A 17137-nucleotide genomic window follows, 5' to 3' on the forward strand; every position below is an offset into this window, starting at 1 on the left:
CGATCTGGCTGAGGAACGAGATCCACCCCCACGCACACCACGAGACCGACACCTGCGTCGAAGACCTCCGCACCGCCCTGGCGGAGAACGGCATCACACTCCCCTCGCTCGGCGTCGACCTGCCGACCTTCGCCGGCACACTCCCCCCGCGGCCTCTCATTGCACTCGGCAACTGCAACCAGGCCACTGCCCGCGCGCTGATCAGCGCCCTGCGCAGGGCGGCGGCCAGGTGAAGCCCCTCGTACTCCACCTGCTCGCGCTCCCCAAGGCCGTACCCGAGGTGCGGCACGCCGTACGCGAGTACCTGGGCGCACCCTGCCCCGAAGTCCAGCTCTGTGTCAGCGAGTTGCTGACGAACGTGATCGACCACGTCGGCGAGGCCACCCCGGTGACCGTCCGCCTGTTCCTCACCCCTGACGGCCGCACCCGCCTGGAGGTCACCGACTCCGACCCGCACGCGTGGCTCATCGCGCGCCATCCCGGCGAGGACGACGAGACCGGGCGCGGCCTCCTGCTGCTCGACGCGGTGACCCGGCGCTGGGGCGTGTGGCTGACGCCGGCCGGCAAGACGGTGTGGTGCGAGGTCAGCCGGCCGCCCGAGTCGCCGCCCGGAGGACGGACGCCCCCGTCGGTGTGAGGGTGTGCAGCACGGACTGGCCGTGCCGGACGCTGATGAGGAGTCCCGCGTCGCGCAGCGCGGTGGCGTCCGTCCGGGGTGTGCGGCTCGTGGAGGAGCGTGTACCAGAGCACGGGCGGCAGTTCGGAGTCGGCCATGGCGGCCTCCTCCCGCAGCCGCTGCCGTGCCGTGCGGTACCTCCCCCGTGAGCCGAGCTTTTGCTCTGCGGCGCAACAGCATCGGTCGGGTGCCGTCGGCCGGGTGATCGTAGGTCGCAGCGAAGCAGGCAGCGATGAACGGGGGCTCAACGGGCATGAGGCACCTATTTGGTTCCGCCCGCACGCATGTCGTCGGACCCTGAAACGTTCGAGGTACCGCTCACCCCCTCAACCGTGGTCCATTGAGCACGAACACCTACGGGAGGAATCATGATGGGAAGCCGTATGTCGCTTCGTGCCCGGGCCGCCCTCGCCACGGGGGCCCTCACGTCGACGCTGCTGGCGGGAGCGGTCGTCGCCGCGCCGACCGCCTCGTCGGCGTCGTATCCGACGTGCAACGCCCAGAAGATGGTGTCCACCTCCGGGGGGCGCTTCACCTATCACCCCTACTACAAGGCTACGGGGTCCCGGAACTGTGTGATGGGCCGCGGGGCTCAGTCGGACGGCGTGTTCCCGCTCCAGCACGCCATCGAGTACTGCTACAAGCGGGACATCGCGTTCGACGGGATCTACGGCCCTCAGACCGAGGACGGAGTGTGGGCCATACAGCGCGCCGAAGACGTGGGCAGGGACGGCGTGTACGGGCCGGAGACCCGCAAAGCCATGAAGTGGCCCATCTATCAGGGGGGCGTCGGACACGTGGGCTGCTCGGAGCTGGGTGTCTGACGTACGCCGGCACGAAGGGACGAAGACCTTGCGCACTCTCAGCGCTCTGCGTACCAAGGCGGGCGTCTCCGCCGGCGTGGTCCTGCTGGCCGGGCTGGGCGCGGCCGGTATCACCGCCACCCCCGCCACCGCTGCCACCTACTGGTGCAACAAGACGCTGGGCCGCTTCATCAACGCGGACGGGCACCAGCTGACCGACATCCCCGCCTACAGCAACACCGACAACTGCATCACGGGGAAGGGCGCCACCGGTTCCCATGTGAAGGCGATCCAGAACGCGCTGCGCCACTGTCACGGCCGGAGCAAGGTGACGGTCGACGGCGTCTTCGGGACGATCACCGAGCAGGAGCTCAAGATCGTGCAGGCGAAGCTGGGCGGCCTCGACGACGACGGTGTGTACGGCCCGAAGACCCGCGACAAGCTCCGCTGGCTCGCCACGACCGGCAACTGCGGAACCGTCAACTGACGATCACCGAGAAACGGGGAAACGCATGAAGAGGCTCCGCAGGCCGCGCGTCACGACAGGAGCCGTAGCCAGTCTGTTGCTGCTGTCGGGGCTCGGCCTCGGTGTCGCCACGGCGACACCGGCCGCCGCGTACGCGGGCTACTGCAACAGCGGCTACGCGACGAAGACCAAGACGCTCTCCGGCTCCACCTACACGGCCTACCTTCCCGGCTACAACCGCAACGCGGACTGCCTGATGGACAGGGGCGCGCAGAGCAGCTCCGTCGCGATGCTCCAGCGTTCGCTGAACGTGTGCTACGGCTCTCGCCTGGACTTCAGCCTGGCCGAGGACGGGATCTTCGGCTCTGCCACTGAGCGGGCCCTCCAGGCTGCCCAGCGCGACGAGGACATCGAGGACGACGGTGTCTACGGCAAGGACAGCCGCACCAACCTGCTGTGGGAGTTCACCCGCGGCGGCTCCTACAAGTGCGTCCGACTCTGAGATCGACGAGGAGAAACTCATGACCATCCGCAAGCGGTTCGTCGCTGTGGCCCTGGCCGGCGCGGTCGTCGGCAGCGGCATGATCACCACCGCGGCCGGTGCGGCCACGCGTGGAGAGGTTGTGGCTCAGTCCTGCTACGGGGATGCCAACACCTACACCAAGGACACGGGCACCAACTGGTACCCCAACTACCCGAACTTCCACCGCCTCATCACGACCAGCAGCTGCGCCGACATCAACGTCAAGACCAACACCGACCGCTACGTCAAGGTCTGCTTCCTGCCGCGCGACGGTGGACGGGACTGCCAGGACAACTACAAGCTCGCCAAGAAGGGGACTTGGACGGTGATCGCCACGGACGTCAAGGACAACACCTCCTTCCAGTTCTACTTCAGGAGCGACGCGAAATCGACAGGCTCCTACGCGGCCTGAGTTCCCGTCCGTCCCATGACCCCGTGCCGCCCTTGGGGGGAGTCGGCACGGCTGCCGGAGGCGGCCGCCATCAGGGGTGTGCGGTCGATTCCGTATGCGCGGCCGCGGTGAGCGTCACGTTTCCCTCGCTCACCGCGGCCGTCCCGGCAGGTTCTCGGCGCCTTCGAGTCACTCCCGCGCTCGCACCCGATAGCCTCGCACCCATCGTCGTGACACAAGCGACCGTTGGGAAGAACAGCTCTCGGGGGATCGATGACAGACACTGACGCCGTGCTGTGGCAGGCCGGTGCGCAACCGCTGCGGCCGAGTGATCCGGGGCGCATCGGGCCGTACGCCCCGCTCGGCCTCCTCGGCAGCGGCGGCATGGGCCGCGTCTACCTCGCCCGCCCCGTCGACGGCACCCCCGGCCTCGCCGCTGTGAAGGTGATCCGCCCCGAGTACGCCGAGGACCCCCGCTTCCGTCGCCGTTTCGAACGGGAGGCGTCCCTGCACGCCCGGGTGCGTTCGGCGCAGGCGCCACAGCTGCTCGGTACCGGGTTCGACGACGCCCTGCTGTGGATGGCGACGCAGTATCTGCCCGGCCTCAACCTCGCCGACGCCGTCCGCGAGTGCGGCCCGCTCGACGTCGCCGGGGTGTGGCGGCTGGTCGGTGATCTCGGGCAGGCTCTGGCAGCGCTGGCCGCCGCCGGTGTGGTGCACCGGGATCTCAAGCCGTCCAACGTGATCCTCTCCCAGCAGGGCGCGCACATCATCGACTTCGGTATCGCGCGGGCCACCGACAGCAGCGTGATCACCTCGACAGGGAACCGGGTCGGCACGCCCGCGTTCATGGCGCCCGAGTATCTGCGCGAAGGCCACTGCGACACCGCCTCCGACGTCTTCTCCCTCGCGGGAAGCCTGATCTACGCGGCCACGGGGCGCGCTCCTTTCGGTGACGGGACGGGCGTCGACGTGATGCACCGTGTCGCGTTCGAGGAGCCCAAGGCCGAGATCATGGCCGGACTGGCGGCCCGGGACGCCGGACTGGCCGCAGTGCTTGCCGCCTGCCTCTCCAAGGATCCCGCCGGCCGTCCCACGCCTCGGCAACTGACCGAGGCCGCCGAGGCCGCCGGGGACCCCCACACCACCTCCTGGCACGAGCCGCTGGACGGCCGGCTACTCGTCCGACAGCAGGCCTGCGACGTACTGGAACGTTTCACCTTACCGAAGGCCGCTCACGAGACCGTCCAGTTACGTGGGCCGGCGGCCCGGGGCACAGCAACTCCAGCCCCTGGCCCCGGCCCCGGCCCCGGCCCCGGCCCCGGCCCCGGCCCCGAGCAGAGTCCCACGAGGGACAGCGGCGGCGGGCGCACGAAGCGGACGGTGTACCTCGCCGTCGCCGCCGGTCTCACCGTGTGCGCCGTTGTTGCAGGAACCTTCTTCCTCTCCCGTCCGTCCACCGGCGACACCGCCTCGGCAGTGCCGACAGCGGTCGCCACCAGCACCGGCGACGACGCCCGGACCGCCCCTCCGCCCGGTTCGTCCGTATCACCCTCCGGCGCCCAGGAGAAGGAAGCCGGCAAGGAGGAGAAGCAAGGCGCGTCGGGGGCGCGGGCGGACGAGGCGTCAACTGACCCGAGGACAGACGGGGGCGAAACCCGAGCCGAACCCACCGGCGAGACCTCCGGCGCCCCGGACGGCGGGGAAGACGGCGGGGGCAGTGACGGAGGCGACCCGGCCGCCGCACCCACCAAGACGGCTACCGCGCCCGGCGCCCCTCCCTGGATCTCCCGGTGCACGTATTACTCCGGCACCCAGCTCACCGTCCGCGGTGACAAGGGGCAGCGCGTGGTCCAGGTGCAGTGCATGCTCACCCAGCGTGGCTTCAAGGTCGGCGACGCGGGCGTGGACGGGCAGTTCGGCGGCGCCACGCAAGCCGCCGTCAAGAAGTTCCAGAGGGTCAAGGGCCTCTCCGCGGACGGCCAGGTGGGACCCGACACCTGGGCGGCGCTGCGCAGTTCGACGTAGTCGACGTAGGCAGCGGGCCGGTTCAGTCCGGCTCGTATTCCCAGCGGAAGATGAGGGGCGTTCCCAACGGTGCCCTGACGGGGCCCTACCGCGACGCGAACGTGCGACGGGCCCGCCGGCTGACAACCGGCAGGCCCGTCCATGTCATGGCGACGCGGCTCAGTGGAAGAAGTGCCGCGTCCCCGTGAAGTACATCGTGACGCCGGCCTTCTGCGCGGCCTCCACGACCAGTTCGTCACGGACGGAGCCGCCGGGCTGGACCACGGCCTTCACACCGGCCTCGGTGAGGATCTCCAGGGCGTCCGGGAAGGGGAAGAACGCGTCGGAGGCAGCGTAGGAGCCCTGCGCACGCTCGGCGCCCGCCCGCTCCACCGCCAGCTTCGCGGAGTCGACGCGGTTGACCTGGCCCATGCCGACACCGACCGAGGCCCCGTCCTTGGCGAGCAGGATCGCGTTGGACTTGACGGCCCGGCAGGCCTTCCAGGCGAAGGCCAGCTCGGCCAGTTCCTCGGCGCTCAGCGCCTCACCGGTCGCCAGCGTCCAGTTGGCCGGGTCGTCGCCGTCGGCCTGGAGCCGGTCGGTCACCTGGAGCAGCGCGCCGCCGTCGATGGGCTTGACCTCGACCGGGGCGGAGGGCCCGTCGGGGCAGCGCAGCACACGGATGTTCTTCTTCTTGGTGAGGGCTTCCAGGGCGCCGTCCTCGTAGTCCGGCGCGACGATGACCTCGGTGAAGATCTCCGCGACCTGCTCGGCCATCTCCTTGCTGACCGGGCGGTTGACCGCGATCACGCCGCCGAAGGCCGACAGCGGGTCACAGGCGTGCGCCTTGCGGTGCGCCTCGGCGACGTCCGCGCCCACCGCGATGCCGCAGGGGTTGGCGTGCTTGATGATCGCGACGCACGGCTCGGCGTGGTCGTACGCGGCACGGCGGGCGGCGTCCGTGTCCGTGTAGTTGTTGTACGACATCTCCTTGCCGTGCAGCTGCTCGGCCTCGGCGAGGCCGCCGCTGCCGGAGACGTACAGGGCGGCGGGCTGGTGCGGGTTCTCGCCGTAGCGCAGGGTGTGCTCGCGCTCCCAGGTGGCGCCGAGGAAGTCGGGGAACTGCGACTCGTCGACGGGCGCGTACGAGGAGGCGAACCAGGAGGCGACGGCGACGTCGTAGGCGGCCGTGTGCTGGAAGGCCTCGGCGGCCAGGCGCTTGCGGGTGGCGAGGTCGAAGCCGCCGTTCTGCACGGCGGACAGGACGTCGGCGTAGCGGGCCGGGCTGGTGACGACCGCGACGGACGGGTGGTTCTTGGCGGCGGCCCGGACCATCGAAGGACCGCCGATGTCGATCTGCTCCACGCACTCGTCGGGCGAGGCACCGGAGGCGACGGTCTCGCGGAACGGGTAGAGGTTGACGACGACGAGGTCGAACGGCTCGACACCCAGCTCGGCGAGCTGCCGCTGGTGGTCCTCCAGGCGCAGGTCGGCGAGGATGCCCGCGTGCACGCGCGGGTGCAGCGTCTTGACGCGGCCGTCCAGGCACTCGGGGAAGCCGGTGAGCTCCTCGACCTTGGTGACGGGGACGCCGGCAGCGGCGATCTTCGCGGCGGTGGAGCCGGTGGAGACGAGCTCGACCCCGGCCTCGTGGAGTCCGCGCGCGAGGTCCTCGAGCCCGGTCTTGTCGTAGACGCTGACGAGCGCCCGGCGAAGGGGCCGCTTGTTGCTCTCGGCGGTCACTGGATAACTACCTTTCGTCCCTCAATGCGATAGCCGTTGCGGGCGAGGCGCCCCACGACCTCGACGAGCAGCCTTCGCTCGACTTCCTTGATGCGCTCGTGCAGAGCGCTCTCGTCGTCCTCGTCCCGGACCTCCACCACGCCCTGCGCGATGATCGGTCCGGTGTCGACGCCGTCGTCGACGAAGTGGACGGTGCAGCCGGTGACCTTGGCGCCGTACGCGAGCGCGTCCCGTACGCCGTGGGCCCCCGGGAAACTGGGCAGCAGTGCGGGGTGCGTGTTGACGAACCGCCCGCCGAACCGCGCGAGGAACTCCTTGCCGACGATCTTCATGAACCCGGCGGAGACGACGAGGTCGGGCTCGAAGGCGGCGACGGCCTCGGCGAGGGCGGCGTCCCACTCCTCGCGGGTCCCGTGGTCCTTGACCTTGCAGACGAAGGTCGGCAGCCCGGCGCGCTCGGCGCGGGCCAGCCCCTCGATGCCCTCACGGTCGGCGCCGACGGCCACGACCTCGGCCCCGTACGCCTGCACGCCGGTGGCGGCGATCTCGTCGAGCAGCGCCTGAAGGTTGGTGCCGGATCCGGAGACCAGCACGACGAGGCGCTTGGCGCGCGGGGCCACGGGCTTGGCGGCCACGGTGGGGGCCTTTCTCGGGGAAGCGTCTGTCCAGGCGGCCGGCCTTGGCGTTTGTGCATTCATACGAATGCTTCGGGCCCCCGGATACGGGGAAGCCTACGAACCGGCCGACCGTCAGCAACGATACCGGCACACCGGGCAGCCCCCACGGGACGGGGGCATGGCCGGAAGGTAGCGTCTGGGCGGAGCCGGTTCGGGAACGCCGTCCGGACGTGATGCGTTCAAGGAGGTGGCGGCCCCGGGTCCGACACCGTGCGGCCTGTCCACTCACCCCTGCTCTTCGATTCATTCCTACTCATCAACGGGAAGACGCTCACTTGATGCCGGACCGCAGCATGCGACTCCTCACGTTCCCCCAGCTCTCGGCGCAGGGAGGGGAGCGCGGCAGCGTGCTGCTGCGGGAGCGCCCCAGCTCACCACCCGACGCGCCTTCGGACGGCGACCGCGGCGACGAGCGGGGGCGCGGGTCCCAGGAGGACAACCCGTTCGCCCCGCCGCCCGAGGGCACCCCCGACCGGCCCTGGCAGCCGCGGCGCCCCTCGGGCGACGACTCCCAGGACGGCGGCGAGGGCGACCGGGCGCCGTGGGGCAGGCAGTGGAGCGACCGGCAGCCCGGACGCTCCTCGGGCGGCTTCGGCGAACGCCCCCGCGGCGGCCCCGAGGGACCGGGCGGCCCCCAGGGCGGCCAGAACCCGCGCTGGGACCCGACGGACCCCACCCAGCGCCATGCGCGCTACGCCCTGCTCTCGGGCATGTGGGCCTTCTTCTTCGCCCTCTTCAGCTGGCCCTACGTGGCACTGCTGCTCGGCGCGCTCTCCCTCTACTGGGGCATCAGCGCCCTGCGTGCCAAGCCCCGCAGGGCCGACCCGGACAGCCCGGTCTCCGAGCAGCCGGGCCGCCCCCAGACGACGGCCGCGGTGAGCGGCCTGGTCACGGCGTCCCTGGCCATCGCCCTGGTCGCCGCGTCCTTCACGGCCCAGCTGGTCTACCGCGACTACTACACCTGCACGAACGACGCCCTCACGAACGAGGCCAAACAGTCCTGCACGGAGCTTCTGCCGAAGGAGCTGCGGGGGTTGCTGGGCGCCGACGACTGACAGGCGGCCTGCTGCCTCACGGGGCGCCTGGCTCGGGGGTGGAGTCGGGCGGGGGCAGGGCGTCGTAGGGCTCGGGGGCTGGGGCGGCCGGCAGGAAGTCGTACGGTTCGAACGTGGAGTCGTCCTGCTGGTCCTGGGGGCCGTACAGGGTGTCGTGGTCGAAGGGGGCGTAAGGGGCGTCCGGTGTGGGGGCCGAGGTCCTCGGCTTCGCGTCGCCGCCGGGCGGGGAGGCGTTGCCCCCGGCGGCTCCGGCGGCTGGAGCGCTTCCGGTGAGCCCGGCGCTCCCCGCATCCCCGGCGACTCCGGCGATCCCGGCGATTCCGATGCGCGTGAGCCAACCCCGGCCGGGGCGTGAGCCCTTCCGCAGTCGCCTGCCCTTTCGGGTGCCCTCGGCCGGTTTCTCCCGCTGCTTGCCGATGCTCGGCCCGTCCGCCCGGGGCACCCGGCATCGCCAGGTCCGTACGGTCACCGCCGTCGGGACGGCCACCAGCACCAGCCACGCCAGCGTCGCCGCACCCACCTGCCACCACACCGGCCCGAACCGGGCCAGGACGGTGCCCCCGAGCGGCCCGCCCGCCAGCGCGGCGAGCCCCGCGAGTACGGCCGCGCACAGCACTGCCGCGAGGGCGGCGGCACGGGCGGTGCGCCCCGGCGGCCAGACGGCACCACGCCCGCCGCCCGGCCGCGTCCCGCCGCACTCTCCGGAGGCCGCCCCCAGCGCCACGACCCAGCCGACGACCACCCCGGCGACCACCGGCACGGCCCCGGCCGCCACCCAGTGCACCAGCCGCCCCTCCCCCGCCTCCGGCACCGCCGCCAGCAGCGGAAACGGCGGCAGGAACGGAGCCGGCGCGGAGGCCAGCGGGCTGACGACATGGCCGGCGCCGAGGGCGAAGCCGGGCCCGAGGGCGTAGGCGGCGCCCCACACCGCCGCGTTCGGCACCAGGGCCGCACACAGCAGCAGCACCGCGAACCGCCCCGACCACCCCTCCGTCAGCCGCAGCAACGCCGTCTGGGCCGCCGCGCCGTGCCCCACCAGCGACACCGCCACCAGCAGCGCGCCGCCCCCGAGGAGCACCGCCGCCCCGGCCGCCGCGGCCCGGGCGGCGACACCCGGGCGCCCGTCCGGCCCGATGATCAGTGGCCGCACGCCCGCCGGCAGCACGCCCAGCAGCCGCCGCAGCGGCCCTCCCGGACGGCCGTACGCCGACCACACCCCCGCCCCCGCCGCCACGACGGCGGCCAGCGGCACGCACACCCCCGTCCACACCCACGACGGCCGCAGCGCACCGCCCGCGGCGTACAGGGCGGCGGGCGCGGCGACGGCGAGGTAGCCGAGGACGACGCCCGTCCACGCGGTACGGGCCGAGACCAGCGGCGGCCCCGCGACCACCGCGATGTCCACCACCTCCGCGACACCGTCGTCGAAACCGGCGTCCCCGTCCACCGCCCCGCCGTCCACGGCGTCCCGCGCCGCCCGGTGCAGCAGCCACACCGGCAGCGCGAGCAGCAGCAGCGGCGGGACGCCCACGGGGGCCGGAACACCGGCGAGCGTGTCGGTGCGGACCAGTTCGGCTCCGTGGGCCAGCAGCCACAGCGCCGCCGCCACGCGCAGCGCGCCGCCGGGCCCGCTGTCGGGATACGGCGAGGTGATCCACAGCATCATCACCAGCAGGGCGAACGACGCGAGTCCGAGGCCCGCCGCGACCGCGCCACCCCTGAGGGCGCCGGCCAGTCCGGACGAAAGGTCGCGCATCCGGGTGAGCAGGGGCCCCGACGGACGTCGGCGAGCGGTCATCTCGATCACGCCCGCCATGCTCCCAACGACACGCGCTTTCCCGTCGTAACCGGTGAACCACCGCTGTGTCGCTCAATATACGTTTATGTACATTCCCGTATGGAGGGGCTTCCTGTGACACAGAGCCCTGCCATCCCGCTCCCTCTGCCCAAGGAACGCCGACGCCTGCGCGAGGCCGCCTCGCTGTCGCGAGCTCAACTGGCCTCCCGGATGGGCGTCACCAGCGAGACCGTGCGCGGGTGGGAGACCGGCCGCTCGACGCCGCGCGGCCGGAAAGGGGAGCAGTACGCGAAGCTGCTGAACTCCCTGGGCACGCAGGCGGAAGTGACGCCGCCTCATGCGGAGCGCAAGACCGCCACCGCGAACGATCGCAGCCGCCCCTCGGCGCGGGACCGCGCCCGTTCCTCCGGCAGGAACCGGGGCCGCACCTCCGGCACGGACCAGGACCGCACCACCGTCGGCCACCGCAGCCGCGCCTCGGCCGCCGAACGCAGCCGCGTTGCCGACCGGATCCACGCCACCGGCACCGACCGCGGACACACCGCCGTCGCCGACCACCGCCACAGCACCGCCGCCGGCCGCGGCCACACCACCGTCACGGACCGGCGCCCGGCACCCGCCCGCGCGGCGGGCCCGCGGCGGCCGGATGAAGCGGCCGCCGCCCTGACCCCCGATCAGGCCTTCGACGCGCTGTACTCGTTCTGCGCGCCCGCGCTCGTCCGGCAGACCTACCTGCTGACCGGCCGCCGCGAGCTGGCGCGGGAGTCGGTCGAGCGGGCGTTTCACATCGCCTGGCAGCGCTGGCCCGAAGTGGCCCGCGACCGCGACCCGGCGAGCTGGGTGCGGGCCGTGGCCTACGACTGTGCCCTCTCCCCGTGGCACCGGTTCCGCCCCCGCTACCGGCACCCCGAGCCGCCGCCCTCCGACGCGTTCGACCGCGCGCTGCTGGACACCCTGCTGAAGCTCCCGCCCTCGTACCGCCGCACGCTGCTGCTGTACGACGGTGTCGGGCTCGGCCTGCCGGAGACGGCGGCGGAGACGGAGGCGAGCAGCCGCGCGGCCGCGAACCGGCTGACGCACGCGCGGGAGGCGGTCGCCGAGCGGCTGCCGCAGCTGGCGGACCCGGAGGTGCTGCACTGGCGGCTGGTCGAACTGGCCTCCATCGAGCGGCTGCGGGCCGCCAAACCACTGGCGGTACGCCGGGCCGGGGAACGCCGGGCCCGTTTCTGGACCTGGGCCGCCATCGCCTTCACGATCGCCCTGATCGGAACCACGGCCCTCACCGCCCGCACGGCCCCCACGCACTACGAGCCACCGGTACCGCAGGGCGAGACCGTCCAGGGTGTGCCGCCACGCGTGGCGCCCGGACCGCTGTCGGAGTCGGAGCAGGAGCTGCGGGCGAAGCTGCGCAAGGAGGAGCAGCGAGGACCGGTCCGGCTGATGCCGCAACCACGCTGACGCCTGCTCGTGCCTCTGCTTCTGCCTCTGCTTCTACTTGTGCTTCCGCTTGTGCTTCCACGAAAGGCGGTGGGCCCGCCCCCGTGCAGGGAGCGGGCCCACCTATGAGCTGTACGACTGAGCCGTAGAGCGCTGAACCCTGATCAGTTGCCCAGGATGGCGCGCGCCAGCTTCGCCGTCTCGGTCGGCGTCTTGCCGACCTTGACGCCGGCGGCCTCGAGGGCCTCCTTCTTCGCGGCGGCCGTGCCGGAGGAGCCGGAGACGATGGCGCCGGCGTGGCCCATGGTCTTGCCCTCGGGCGCGGTGAAGCCCGCGACGTAGCCGACGACCGGCTTCTTCACGTTCTCCTTGATGAAGGCCGCGGCACGCTCCTCGGCGTCGCCGCCGATCTCACCGATCATGACGATCAGGTCGGTGTCGGGGTCGGCCTCGAACGCGGCGAGGGCGTCGATGTGGGTCGTCCCGATGACCGGGTCGCCACCGATGCCGACGGCGGAGGAGAAGCCGATGTCCCGCAGCTCGTACATCATCTGGTACGTCAGCGTGCCGGACTTCGACACCAGACCGATGCGGCCCGGCTTGGTGATGTCGCCCGGGATGATGCCGGCGTTCGACTGGCCCGGGGTGATGAGACCGGGGCAGTTCGGGCCGATGATGCGGGTCTTGTTGCCCTTGGACACGGCGTACGCGTAGAACGCGGCCGAGTCGTGGACCGCGATGCCCTCGGTGATGACGACCGCGAGCGGGATCTCGGCGTCGATGGCCTCGACGACGGCGGCCTTGGCGAAGGCCGGCGGGACGAAGAGGACGGATACGTTCGCGCCCGTCTTCTCGATCGCCTCGGCGACCGTGCCGAAGACCGGGATGTCGTTCCCGTCGATGTCGACGGACGTGCCCGCCTTACGGGGGTTCACGCCACCGACGATGTTCGTGCCGTCGGCCAGCATGAGCTTGGTGTGCTTCATGCCCGTGGCACCGGTCATGCCCTGGACGATGACCTTGCTGTCCTTGTTGAGGAAGATAGCCATGGCTGTTTAGTCCCTCGTCCCTTACTTCGCAGCCGCGAGCTCGGCGGCCTTGTCGGCCGCGCCGTCCATGGTGTCCACGCGCTGCACCAGCGGGTGGTTGGCGTCGGAGAGGATCTTGCGACCCAGCTCGGCGTTGTTGCCGTCGAGACGGACGACGAGGGGCTTGGTGACGTCCTCGCCCTTGTCCTTGAGCAGCTGGAGCGCCTGCACGATGCCGTTGGCGACCTCGTCACAGGCGGTGATGCCACCGAAGACGTTGACGAAGACGGACTTGACGTCCGGGTCGCCGAGGATGATCTCCAGGCCGTTCGCCATGACGGCGGCGGAGGCGCCACCACCGATGTCGAGGAAGTTGGCGGGCTTGACGCCACCGTGCGCCTCACCGGCGTACGCGACGACGTCCAGGGTGCTCATGACGAGACCCGCGCCGTTGCCGATGATGCCGACCTCGCCGTCGAGCTTGACGTAGTTGAGGTTCTTCTCCTTGGCGGCGGCCTCGAGCGGGTTGGCCGCGGCCTTGTCCTGGAGGGCCTCGTGCTCCGGCTGACGGAACTCGGCGTTCTCGTCCAGGGAGACCTTGCCGTCCAGGGCGATGACGTCACCGGAGGCGACCTTCGCCAGCGGGTTGACCTCGACCAGGAGGGCGTCCTCCTTGATGAAGGTGTCCCACAGCTTGACGAGGACGTTCACGACCTTGTCGGCGACCTCGGCCGGGAACTTGGCGGCCGCGACGATCTCGCGGGCCTTCTCCTCGGTGACACCCTCGTTGGCGTCGATCGGCGTCTTGGCGACGGCGTCGGGGCGGGTGGCCGCCACCTCCTCGATCTCCATGCCGCCCTCGACGGAGGCGATGGAGAGGAAGGTGCGGTTGGCACGGTCCAGGAGGAAGGAGACGTAGTACTCCTCCAGGATCTCCGGGGCCGTCTCGGCGATCATCACCTTGTGGACCGTGTGGCCCTTGATGTCCATGCCGAGGATGTCCGTCGCGCGGGCGACGGCCTCGTCCGGGGTCGCGGCGAGCTTCACGCCACCGGCCTTGCCACGGCCGCCGACCTTCACCTGGGCCTTGACGACGGACTTGCCACCGAGGCGCTCGGTGGCTGCGCGGGCCGCCTCAGGCGTGTCGATGACTTCACCGGCCAGCACCGGTACATCGTGCTTGGCGAAGAGGTCCCTCGCCTGGTACTCGAACAGGTCCACGCGCTTCCGTCCCTATCAGTGATCGCGGTTCGTTCAATGCGTGGGCGTGCCGCGAAGGGCAACGTGACGTCCGCATGTGTCACAGGGGAGGCGCACACGGTGTCCGAGCGCGCGGCATGTCCGTCTCGCAGGTTATCGCTGCTTGCGGGGGGCCTCTAAATCGCGGGTCACACCTGAGCGGTGATACCTGTCACATGATGCCGCGCTCTCTGGCACCGCGTGCCTGGAGTGAGGGGCCTCACCGGGCTGGGGTTGACCCGGTGAGGCCCGTCTTGCACCCCCGAAGGAGCACGAAGGCCCTGTTCAGGACCCTGCTCTCCGGGGCGCGGGGTGGTTGGTCCCCACCCCAATGGGGACCAACCGACCCCATCCACAAGGTCTCGGCCTCGGACGACCGACGGTTTTCGACCGTCCGGAGGCGATGCCTCGTGAAGTCGGTGGGGTGCGGTGAGGGTGCGGGGTGGGCTCGTCGGTGAGTCAGGGGGCGGGTCGCACGGCCCTGGCGCTCCCGCCCTGGGCGATCCCGAGGGCTGTGTCCGTGGAGCGGCACCGAAGAGCGGCGGTCCGCCCTGCTAGCCGGGGAAGACGGGGACGTCCCGGTGACTGTCCCGGGTGCCGGCCGCGCAGGAGCGGGCCGCGACACCGGGCAGGAGTCTCGGCTGGGCCGGGTTGCTCAGCGTGACGGCGTGCGGGTCTCCGTGGCGCGGCGTGCCGCTGTCGGCCGCGGACCGGTTGCCGAGCGTGCCGTCAGGCCGGTCTGCGGGCACGTGCCCGCCCGGGCCGTGTCCGACGTGGGCGGACGGGCCGGCGTGGGCGGACGGGCCAGCGTGCTCTGCGCGTCCGGGGTGGCCCGCGTGCTCTGCCCAGCCGGCGGTGTGGTGCCCGGCGCCGCGCACCACGGTGTCCGACCCGGTGGCGACGAACTCCGCTCCACCGGTCCGTCCGACGGCGGCAGGGGCGTCGGCCGAGGGCGGCGCCGTCCCGCCCGGTTGTGGGTCGGCCGTGTCCGGGGTGGGGAGGGGGCGGCTCGGGAGGGCGGGGTAGCCGGGGTGGGCGGGAAGTCCGGGCCCTCCCGGGAGGGTGGCTTCACCAGCCGGGGGTGGGGGCGGGAGGTCCGACGGCCCCGAGAGGTCCGGCAGGCCCGGCAGCACTGGCAGTGCGGGCAGGTCGGGCAAGTCGGGCAGGTCGGGCAGCGTCGGAGGCTTCGGGAGTGCGGGCGCCGTCGGTGGGTCGGACTGTGCGGGCAGCTCGGACGGCACCGGCAGATTGGGCAACGGCGTCGGCGACGGCAACGGCGAGGACCGCTCCTTCGCGTGCGCCTCTCCCAGCCCCTCGCCCGTATCGCCGGCCACCCGCACGACCCGCTCCCCCACGGCTCCTACGGTCTCCACGGTCCCCGCGATGTGAGCGCTGTCGGCCCCGGACACGGAGCGAGGACCCGGCGAGTCGATCCGCCCGGCCGGGGCGTGCGCGGCCGACCGCTGCCGGGACGCCGGGACGTGCGCGTCCAGCCGGACCAGGCCCGCCGGGACATGCGCGTCAGGTCGCACCAAGGGCCTCTGCCCACCGGCAACCCGCCCGGCCGTACCGTCCGTCAGCACCCGTACGCCGTCCGCCGCGTACGCCCGCTCCCCGCACAGCAGCGCTATGACGAGCACCCCGCCCACCAGCAGCGCCACTTGGAGCGCACGCCACGCGGCCGCTGTGCGCAGCATGCGCACAGCGGCACCGGGCAGAGCTGCTGACCAGATCAAGAGGGGGAGCTTCCTCCCGTGCTACGGAACAAGTGCGGAACGCATCACGCGTTACGAGCAACGAGTCGGCACAACGCGGTACTGCCCGGCGCAGCACGACACCTCGCCGAGCAGGCGCCGATCCTCGCACGGCAGTGCGGAGGGTGCGCAAGTCCTTGCTCGCTGATGGGTCGTCATATCAGTTTTTGCTGGCCGAAGTCGGACGACGATGCATCGACAAGTCGCCATCTGACCGCCCCTCACCACCACGGCCCTCGGCACCGCGCCCTCGGCACTGCAGCCCTCGGCACGTCACGCCGCATCCGGTATCGGCAGCGGACGCTTCTCGATCGCCGCCGCCATCACCTCCGGGAACAGATCGGGCGTGCAGGCGAACGCCGGCGCCCCCAGCGCGGCGAGCGCGGCCGCGTGCTCCCGGTCGTATGCCGGTGCTCCCTCGTCCGAGAGCGCCAGCAGCGTCACGAACTGCACCCCGGAGGCCTTCATCGCCGCGACCCGCTTGAGCATCTCGTCCCGTATGCCTCCCTCATAGAGGTCGCTGATCAGCACGACCACCGTCTCCGCGGGCCGGGTGATCTGCGACTGGCAGTAGGCGAGTGCCCGGTTGATGTCCGTGCCGCCGCCCAACTGCGTCCCGAACAGGACGTCGACGGGGTCGTCGAGCTGGTCCGTGAGGTTGACGACCGCCGTGTCGAAGACGACGAGTCGCGTGGAGATCGTCCGCATCGAGGCGAGCACCGCTCCGAACACCGATGCGTACACGACCGATGCCGCCATGGATCCCGACTGATCGATACAGAGGATGACCTCCTTCTTCGTGGACTGGGACGCCCGCCCGTACCCGATCAGCCGCTCCGGCACGATCGTTCGGTACTCGGGCAGGTAGTGCTTGAGGTTGGCCGCGATCGTGCGGTTCCAGTCGATGTCGTGATGGCGGGGCCGGTTGATCCGGGCACTGCGGTCGAGGGCTCCGGTGAGGGTGGCCCGGGTGCGCGTGGCGAGCCGCTTCTCCAGGTCCTCGACGACCTTGCGTACGACGGCCCGTGCCGTCTCCTTCGTCGTCTCGGGCATGGCCTTGTTGAGGGACAGCAGCGTGCCGACGAGGTGCACGTCGGCCTCCACGGCCTCCAGCATTTCCGGCTCCAGCAGGAGCGTGGCGAGACCGAGCCGGTCGATGGCGTCGCGCTGCATGACCTGCACGACGGAGGACGGGAAGTACGTCCGGATGTCTCCGAGCCAGCGCGCGACGGACGGCGCCGACGCCCCGAGCCCCGCCGAACGATCCCGGCCCCCCTGCGGCTTCTCCCCCTTGCCGTAGAGCGCGGTGAGCGCTCCGTCCATCGCGGCGTCCCGCCCGGACAGTTCGCACCCGGTACCGTCCGCCGCGTCCCCTCCGAGCACCAGCCGCCACCGCCGCAACCGCTCCTGTGCCGGGTCCGTCACCTCGGCCGTCATCCGCGTCCTCCCTTGCGAGGCCTTTCCCACAGCGGGATCACCGGCACGGCCGTCGTCGGCCGGCCTTCCGCCGTCGGCCCGGTCTCGACGGTGCCTCCCGGCT

16 protein-coding genes are annotated in these 17137 nt (G+C 71.8%); 9 read left to right on the plus strand and 7 right to left on the minus strand.

Going from position 1 to position 17137, the window contains the following annotated elements:
- The first annotated feature begins 20 nt into the window (after window positions 1-20).
- From ACZ6TU_RS02380 to ACZ6TU_RS02410, 7 genes are all read left to right on the plus strand, one after another.
- Window positions 21-233 carry a hypothetical protein gene (locus ACZ6TU_RS02380; protein WP_467672572.1) on the plus strand — a complete coding sequence of 71 codons (213 nt, stop codon included), beginning with the start codon at window positions 21-23 and terminating at the stop codon, window positions 231-233.
- Window positions 230-637: an ATP-binding protein gene (locus tag ACZ6TU_RS02385; RefSeq protein ID WP_306964581.1), complete on the plus strand. Its 408-nt coding sequence runs from the start codon at window positions 230-232 to the stop codon at window positions 635-637. Before ACZ6TU_RS02380 ends, ACZ6TU_RS02385 begins: the two co-directional genes overlap by 4 nt.
- Before the next feature lie 422 nt (window positions 638-1059).
- Window positions 1060-1500: a peptidoglycan-binding domain-containing protein gene (locus tag ACZ6TU_RS02390; protein ID WP_306964583.1), complete on the plus strand. Its 441-nt coding sequence runs from the start codon at window positions 1060-1062 to the stop codon at window positions 1498-1500.
- Between the two features lie 28 nt (window positions 1501-1528).
- Complete coding sequence (locus ACZ6TU_RS02395; RefSeq protein WP_307177060.1) at window positions 1529-1966, plus strand: peptidoglycan-binding domain-containing protein; 438 nt, start codon at window positions 1529-1531, stop codon at window positions 1964-1966.
- Between the two features lie 25 nt (window positions 1967-1991).
- Entirely contained in the window at window positions 1992-2447 is a 456-nt protein-coding gene (locus ACZ6TU_RS02400) for a peptidoglycan-binding domain-containing protein (RefSeq protein WP_306964586.1), read from the plus strand.
- Between the two features lie 19 nt (window positions 2448-2466).
- Window positions 2467-2880 (plus strand): hypothetical protein, encoded by a 414-nt coding sequence (locus ACZ6TU_RS02405; protein ID WP_469546072.1) that lies wholly within the window; start codon window positions 2467-2469, stop codon window positions 2878-2880.
- A gap of 252 nt (window positions 2881-3132) precedes the next feature.
- The gene (locus ACZ6TU_RS02410) at window positions 3133-4887 is read left to right on the plus strand and encodes a protein kinase domain-containing protein (protein WP_469546074.1); all 1755 of its coding nucleotides are present in this window, start codon (window positions 3133-3135) and stop codon (window positions 4885-4887) included.
- A gap of 159 nt (window positions 4888-5046) precedes the next feature.
- On the opposite strand, the gene purH is transcribed toward ACZ6TU_RS02410, so the two are convergent.
- On the minus strand, window positions 5047-6609 hold the full coding sequence (gene purH, locus ACZ6TU_RS02415) for a bifunctional phosphoribosylaminoimidazolecarboxamide formyltransferase/IMP cyclohydrolase (RefSeq protein WP_467671881.1): 1563 nt from the start codon (window positions 6607-6609) through the stop codon (window positions 5047-5049).
- Window positions 6606-7244, minus strand: a complete 639-nt coding sequence (gene purN / locus ACZ6TU_RS02420) for a phosphoribosylglycinamide formyltransferase (protein WP_467671883.1) — start codon at window positions 7242-7244, stop codon at window positions 6606-6608. The genes purH and purN overlap by 4 nt, the downstream gene beginning before the upstream one ends.
- A 320-nt stretch (window positions 7245-7564) precedes the next feature.
- On the opposite strand from purN, the gene ACZ6TU_RS02425 reads away from it, so the two are divergent.
- Entirely contained in the window at window positions 7565-8341 is a 777-nt protein-coding gene (locus tag ACZ6TU_RS02425; RefSeq protein ID WP_467671885.1) for a hypothetical protein, read from the plus strand.
- A gap of 16 nt (window positions 8342-8357) precedes the next feature.
- Here ACZ6TU_RS02425 and ACZ6TU_RS02430 read toward each other — a convergent pair whose 3' ends face one another.
- Window positions 8358-10157 (minus strand): cell division protein PerM, encoded by a 1800-nt coding sequence (locus ACZ6TU_RS02430; protein WP_469546080.1) that lies wholly within the window; start codon window positions 10155-10157, stop codon window positions 8358-8360.
- A 96-nt stretch (window positions 10158-10253) separates the two neighbouring features.
- Here ACZ6TU_RS02430 and ACZ6TU_RS02435 point away from each other — a divergent pair, with 96 nt between their 5' ends.
- Complete coding sequence (locus ACZ6TU_RS02435) at window positions 10254-11597, plus strand: sigma factor-like helix-turn-helix DNA-binding protein (protein WP_469546082.1); 1344 nt, start codon at window positions 10254-10256, stop codon at window positions 11595-11597.
- 143 nt (window positions 11598-11740) lie between these two features.
- Here the strand turns inward: ACZ6TU_RS02435 and sucD are convergent, their stop codons facing one another.
- The 4 genes from sucD to ACZ6TU_RS02455 form a co-directional block, all read right to left on the minus strand.
- Entirely contained in the window at window positions 11741-12625 is an 885-nt protein-coding gene (gene sucD / locus ACZ6TU_RS02440; protein ID WP_053674592.1) for a succinate--CoA ligase subunit alpha, read from the minus strand.
- A 21-nt stretch (window positions 12626-12646) separates the two neighbouring features.
- Window positions 12647-13825 (minus strand): ADP-forming succinate--CoA ligase subunit beta, encoded by a 1179-nt coding sequence (sucC, locus tag ACZ6TU_RS02445; RefSeq protein WP_467671891.1) that lies wholly within the window; start codon window positions 13823-13825, stop codon window positions 12647-12649.
- Window positions 13826-14397: 572 nt separating this feature from the next.
- On the minus strand, window positions 14398-15540 hold the full coding sequence (locus ACZ6TU_RS02450) for a hypothetical protein (protein ID WP_469546086.1): 1143 nt from the start codon (window positions 15538-15540) through the stop codon (window positions 14398-14400).
- A gap of 330 nt (window positions 15541-15870) precedes the next feature.
- Window positions 15871-17034: a VWA domain-containing protein gene (locus ACZ6TU_RS02455; RefSeq protein WP_469546088.1), complete on the minus strand. Its 1164-nt coding sequence runs from the start codon at window positions 17032-17034 to the stop codon at window positions 15871-15873.
- Window positions 17035-17137: the final 103 nt, after the last annotated feature.

The organism is Streptomyces sp. NPDC052064 (assembly GCF_055585925.1).

Bases quoted from the DNA above. Each gene is read 5' to 3' on its own strand.
- ACZ6TU_RS02390 (WP_306964583.1), top strand. From the start codon at position 1,060: ATGTCGCTTCGTGCCCGGGCCGCCCTCGCCACGGGGGCCCTCACGTCG.
- ACZ6TU_RS02400 (WP_306964586.1), top strand. From the start codon at position 1,992: ATGAAGAGGCTCCGCAGGCCGCGCGTCACGACAGGAGCCGTAGCCAGT.
- ACZ6TU_RS02405 (WP_469546072.1), top strand. From the start codon at position 2,467: ATGACCATCCGCAAGCGGTTCGTCGCTGTGGCCCTGGCCGGCGCGGTC.
- ACZ6TU_RS02410 (WP_469546074.1), top strand. From the start codon at position 3,133: ATGACAGACACTGACGCCGTGCTGTGGCAGGCCGGTGCGCAACCGCTG.
- ACZ6TU_RS02425 (WP_467671885.1), top strand. From the start codon at position 7,565: ATGCCGGACCGCAGCATGCGACTCCTCACGTTCCCCCAGCTCTCGGCG.
- ACZ6TU_RS02430 (WP_469546080.1), bottom strand. From the start codon at position 10,157: ATGGCGGGCGTGATCGAGATGACCGCTCGCCGACGTCCGTCGGGGCCC.
- sucD (WP_053674592.1), bottom strand. From the start codon at position 12,625: ATGGCTATCTTCCTCAACAAGGACAGCAAGGTCATCGTCCAGGGCATG.
- ACZ6TU_RS02450 (WP_469546086.1), bottom strand. From the start codon at position 15,540: ATGCTGCGCACAGCGGCCGCGTGGCGTGCGCTCCAAGTGGCGCTGCTG.
- ACZ6TU_RS02455 (WP_469546088.1), bottom strand. From the start codon at position 17,034: ATGACGGCCGAGGTGACGGACCCGGCACAGGAGCGGTTGCGGCGGTGG.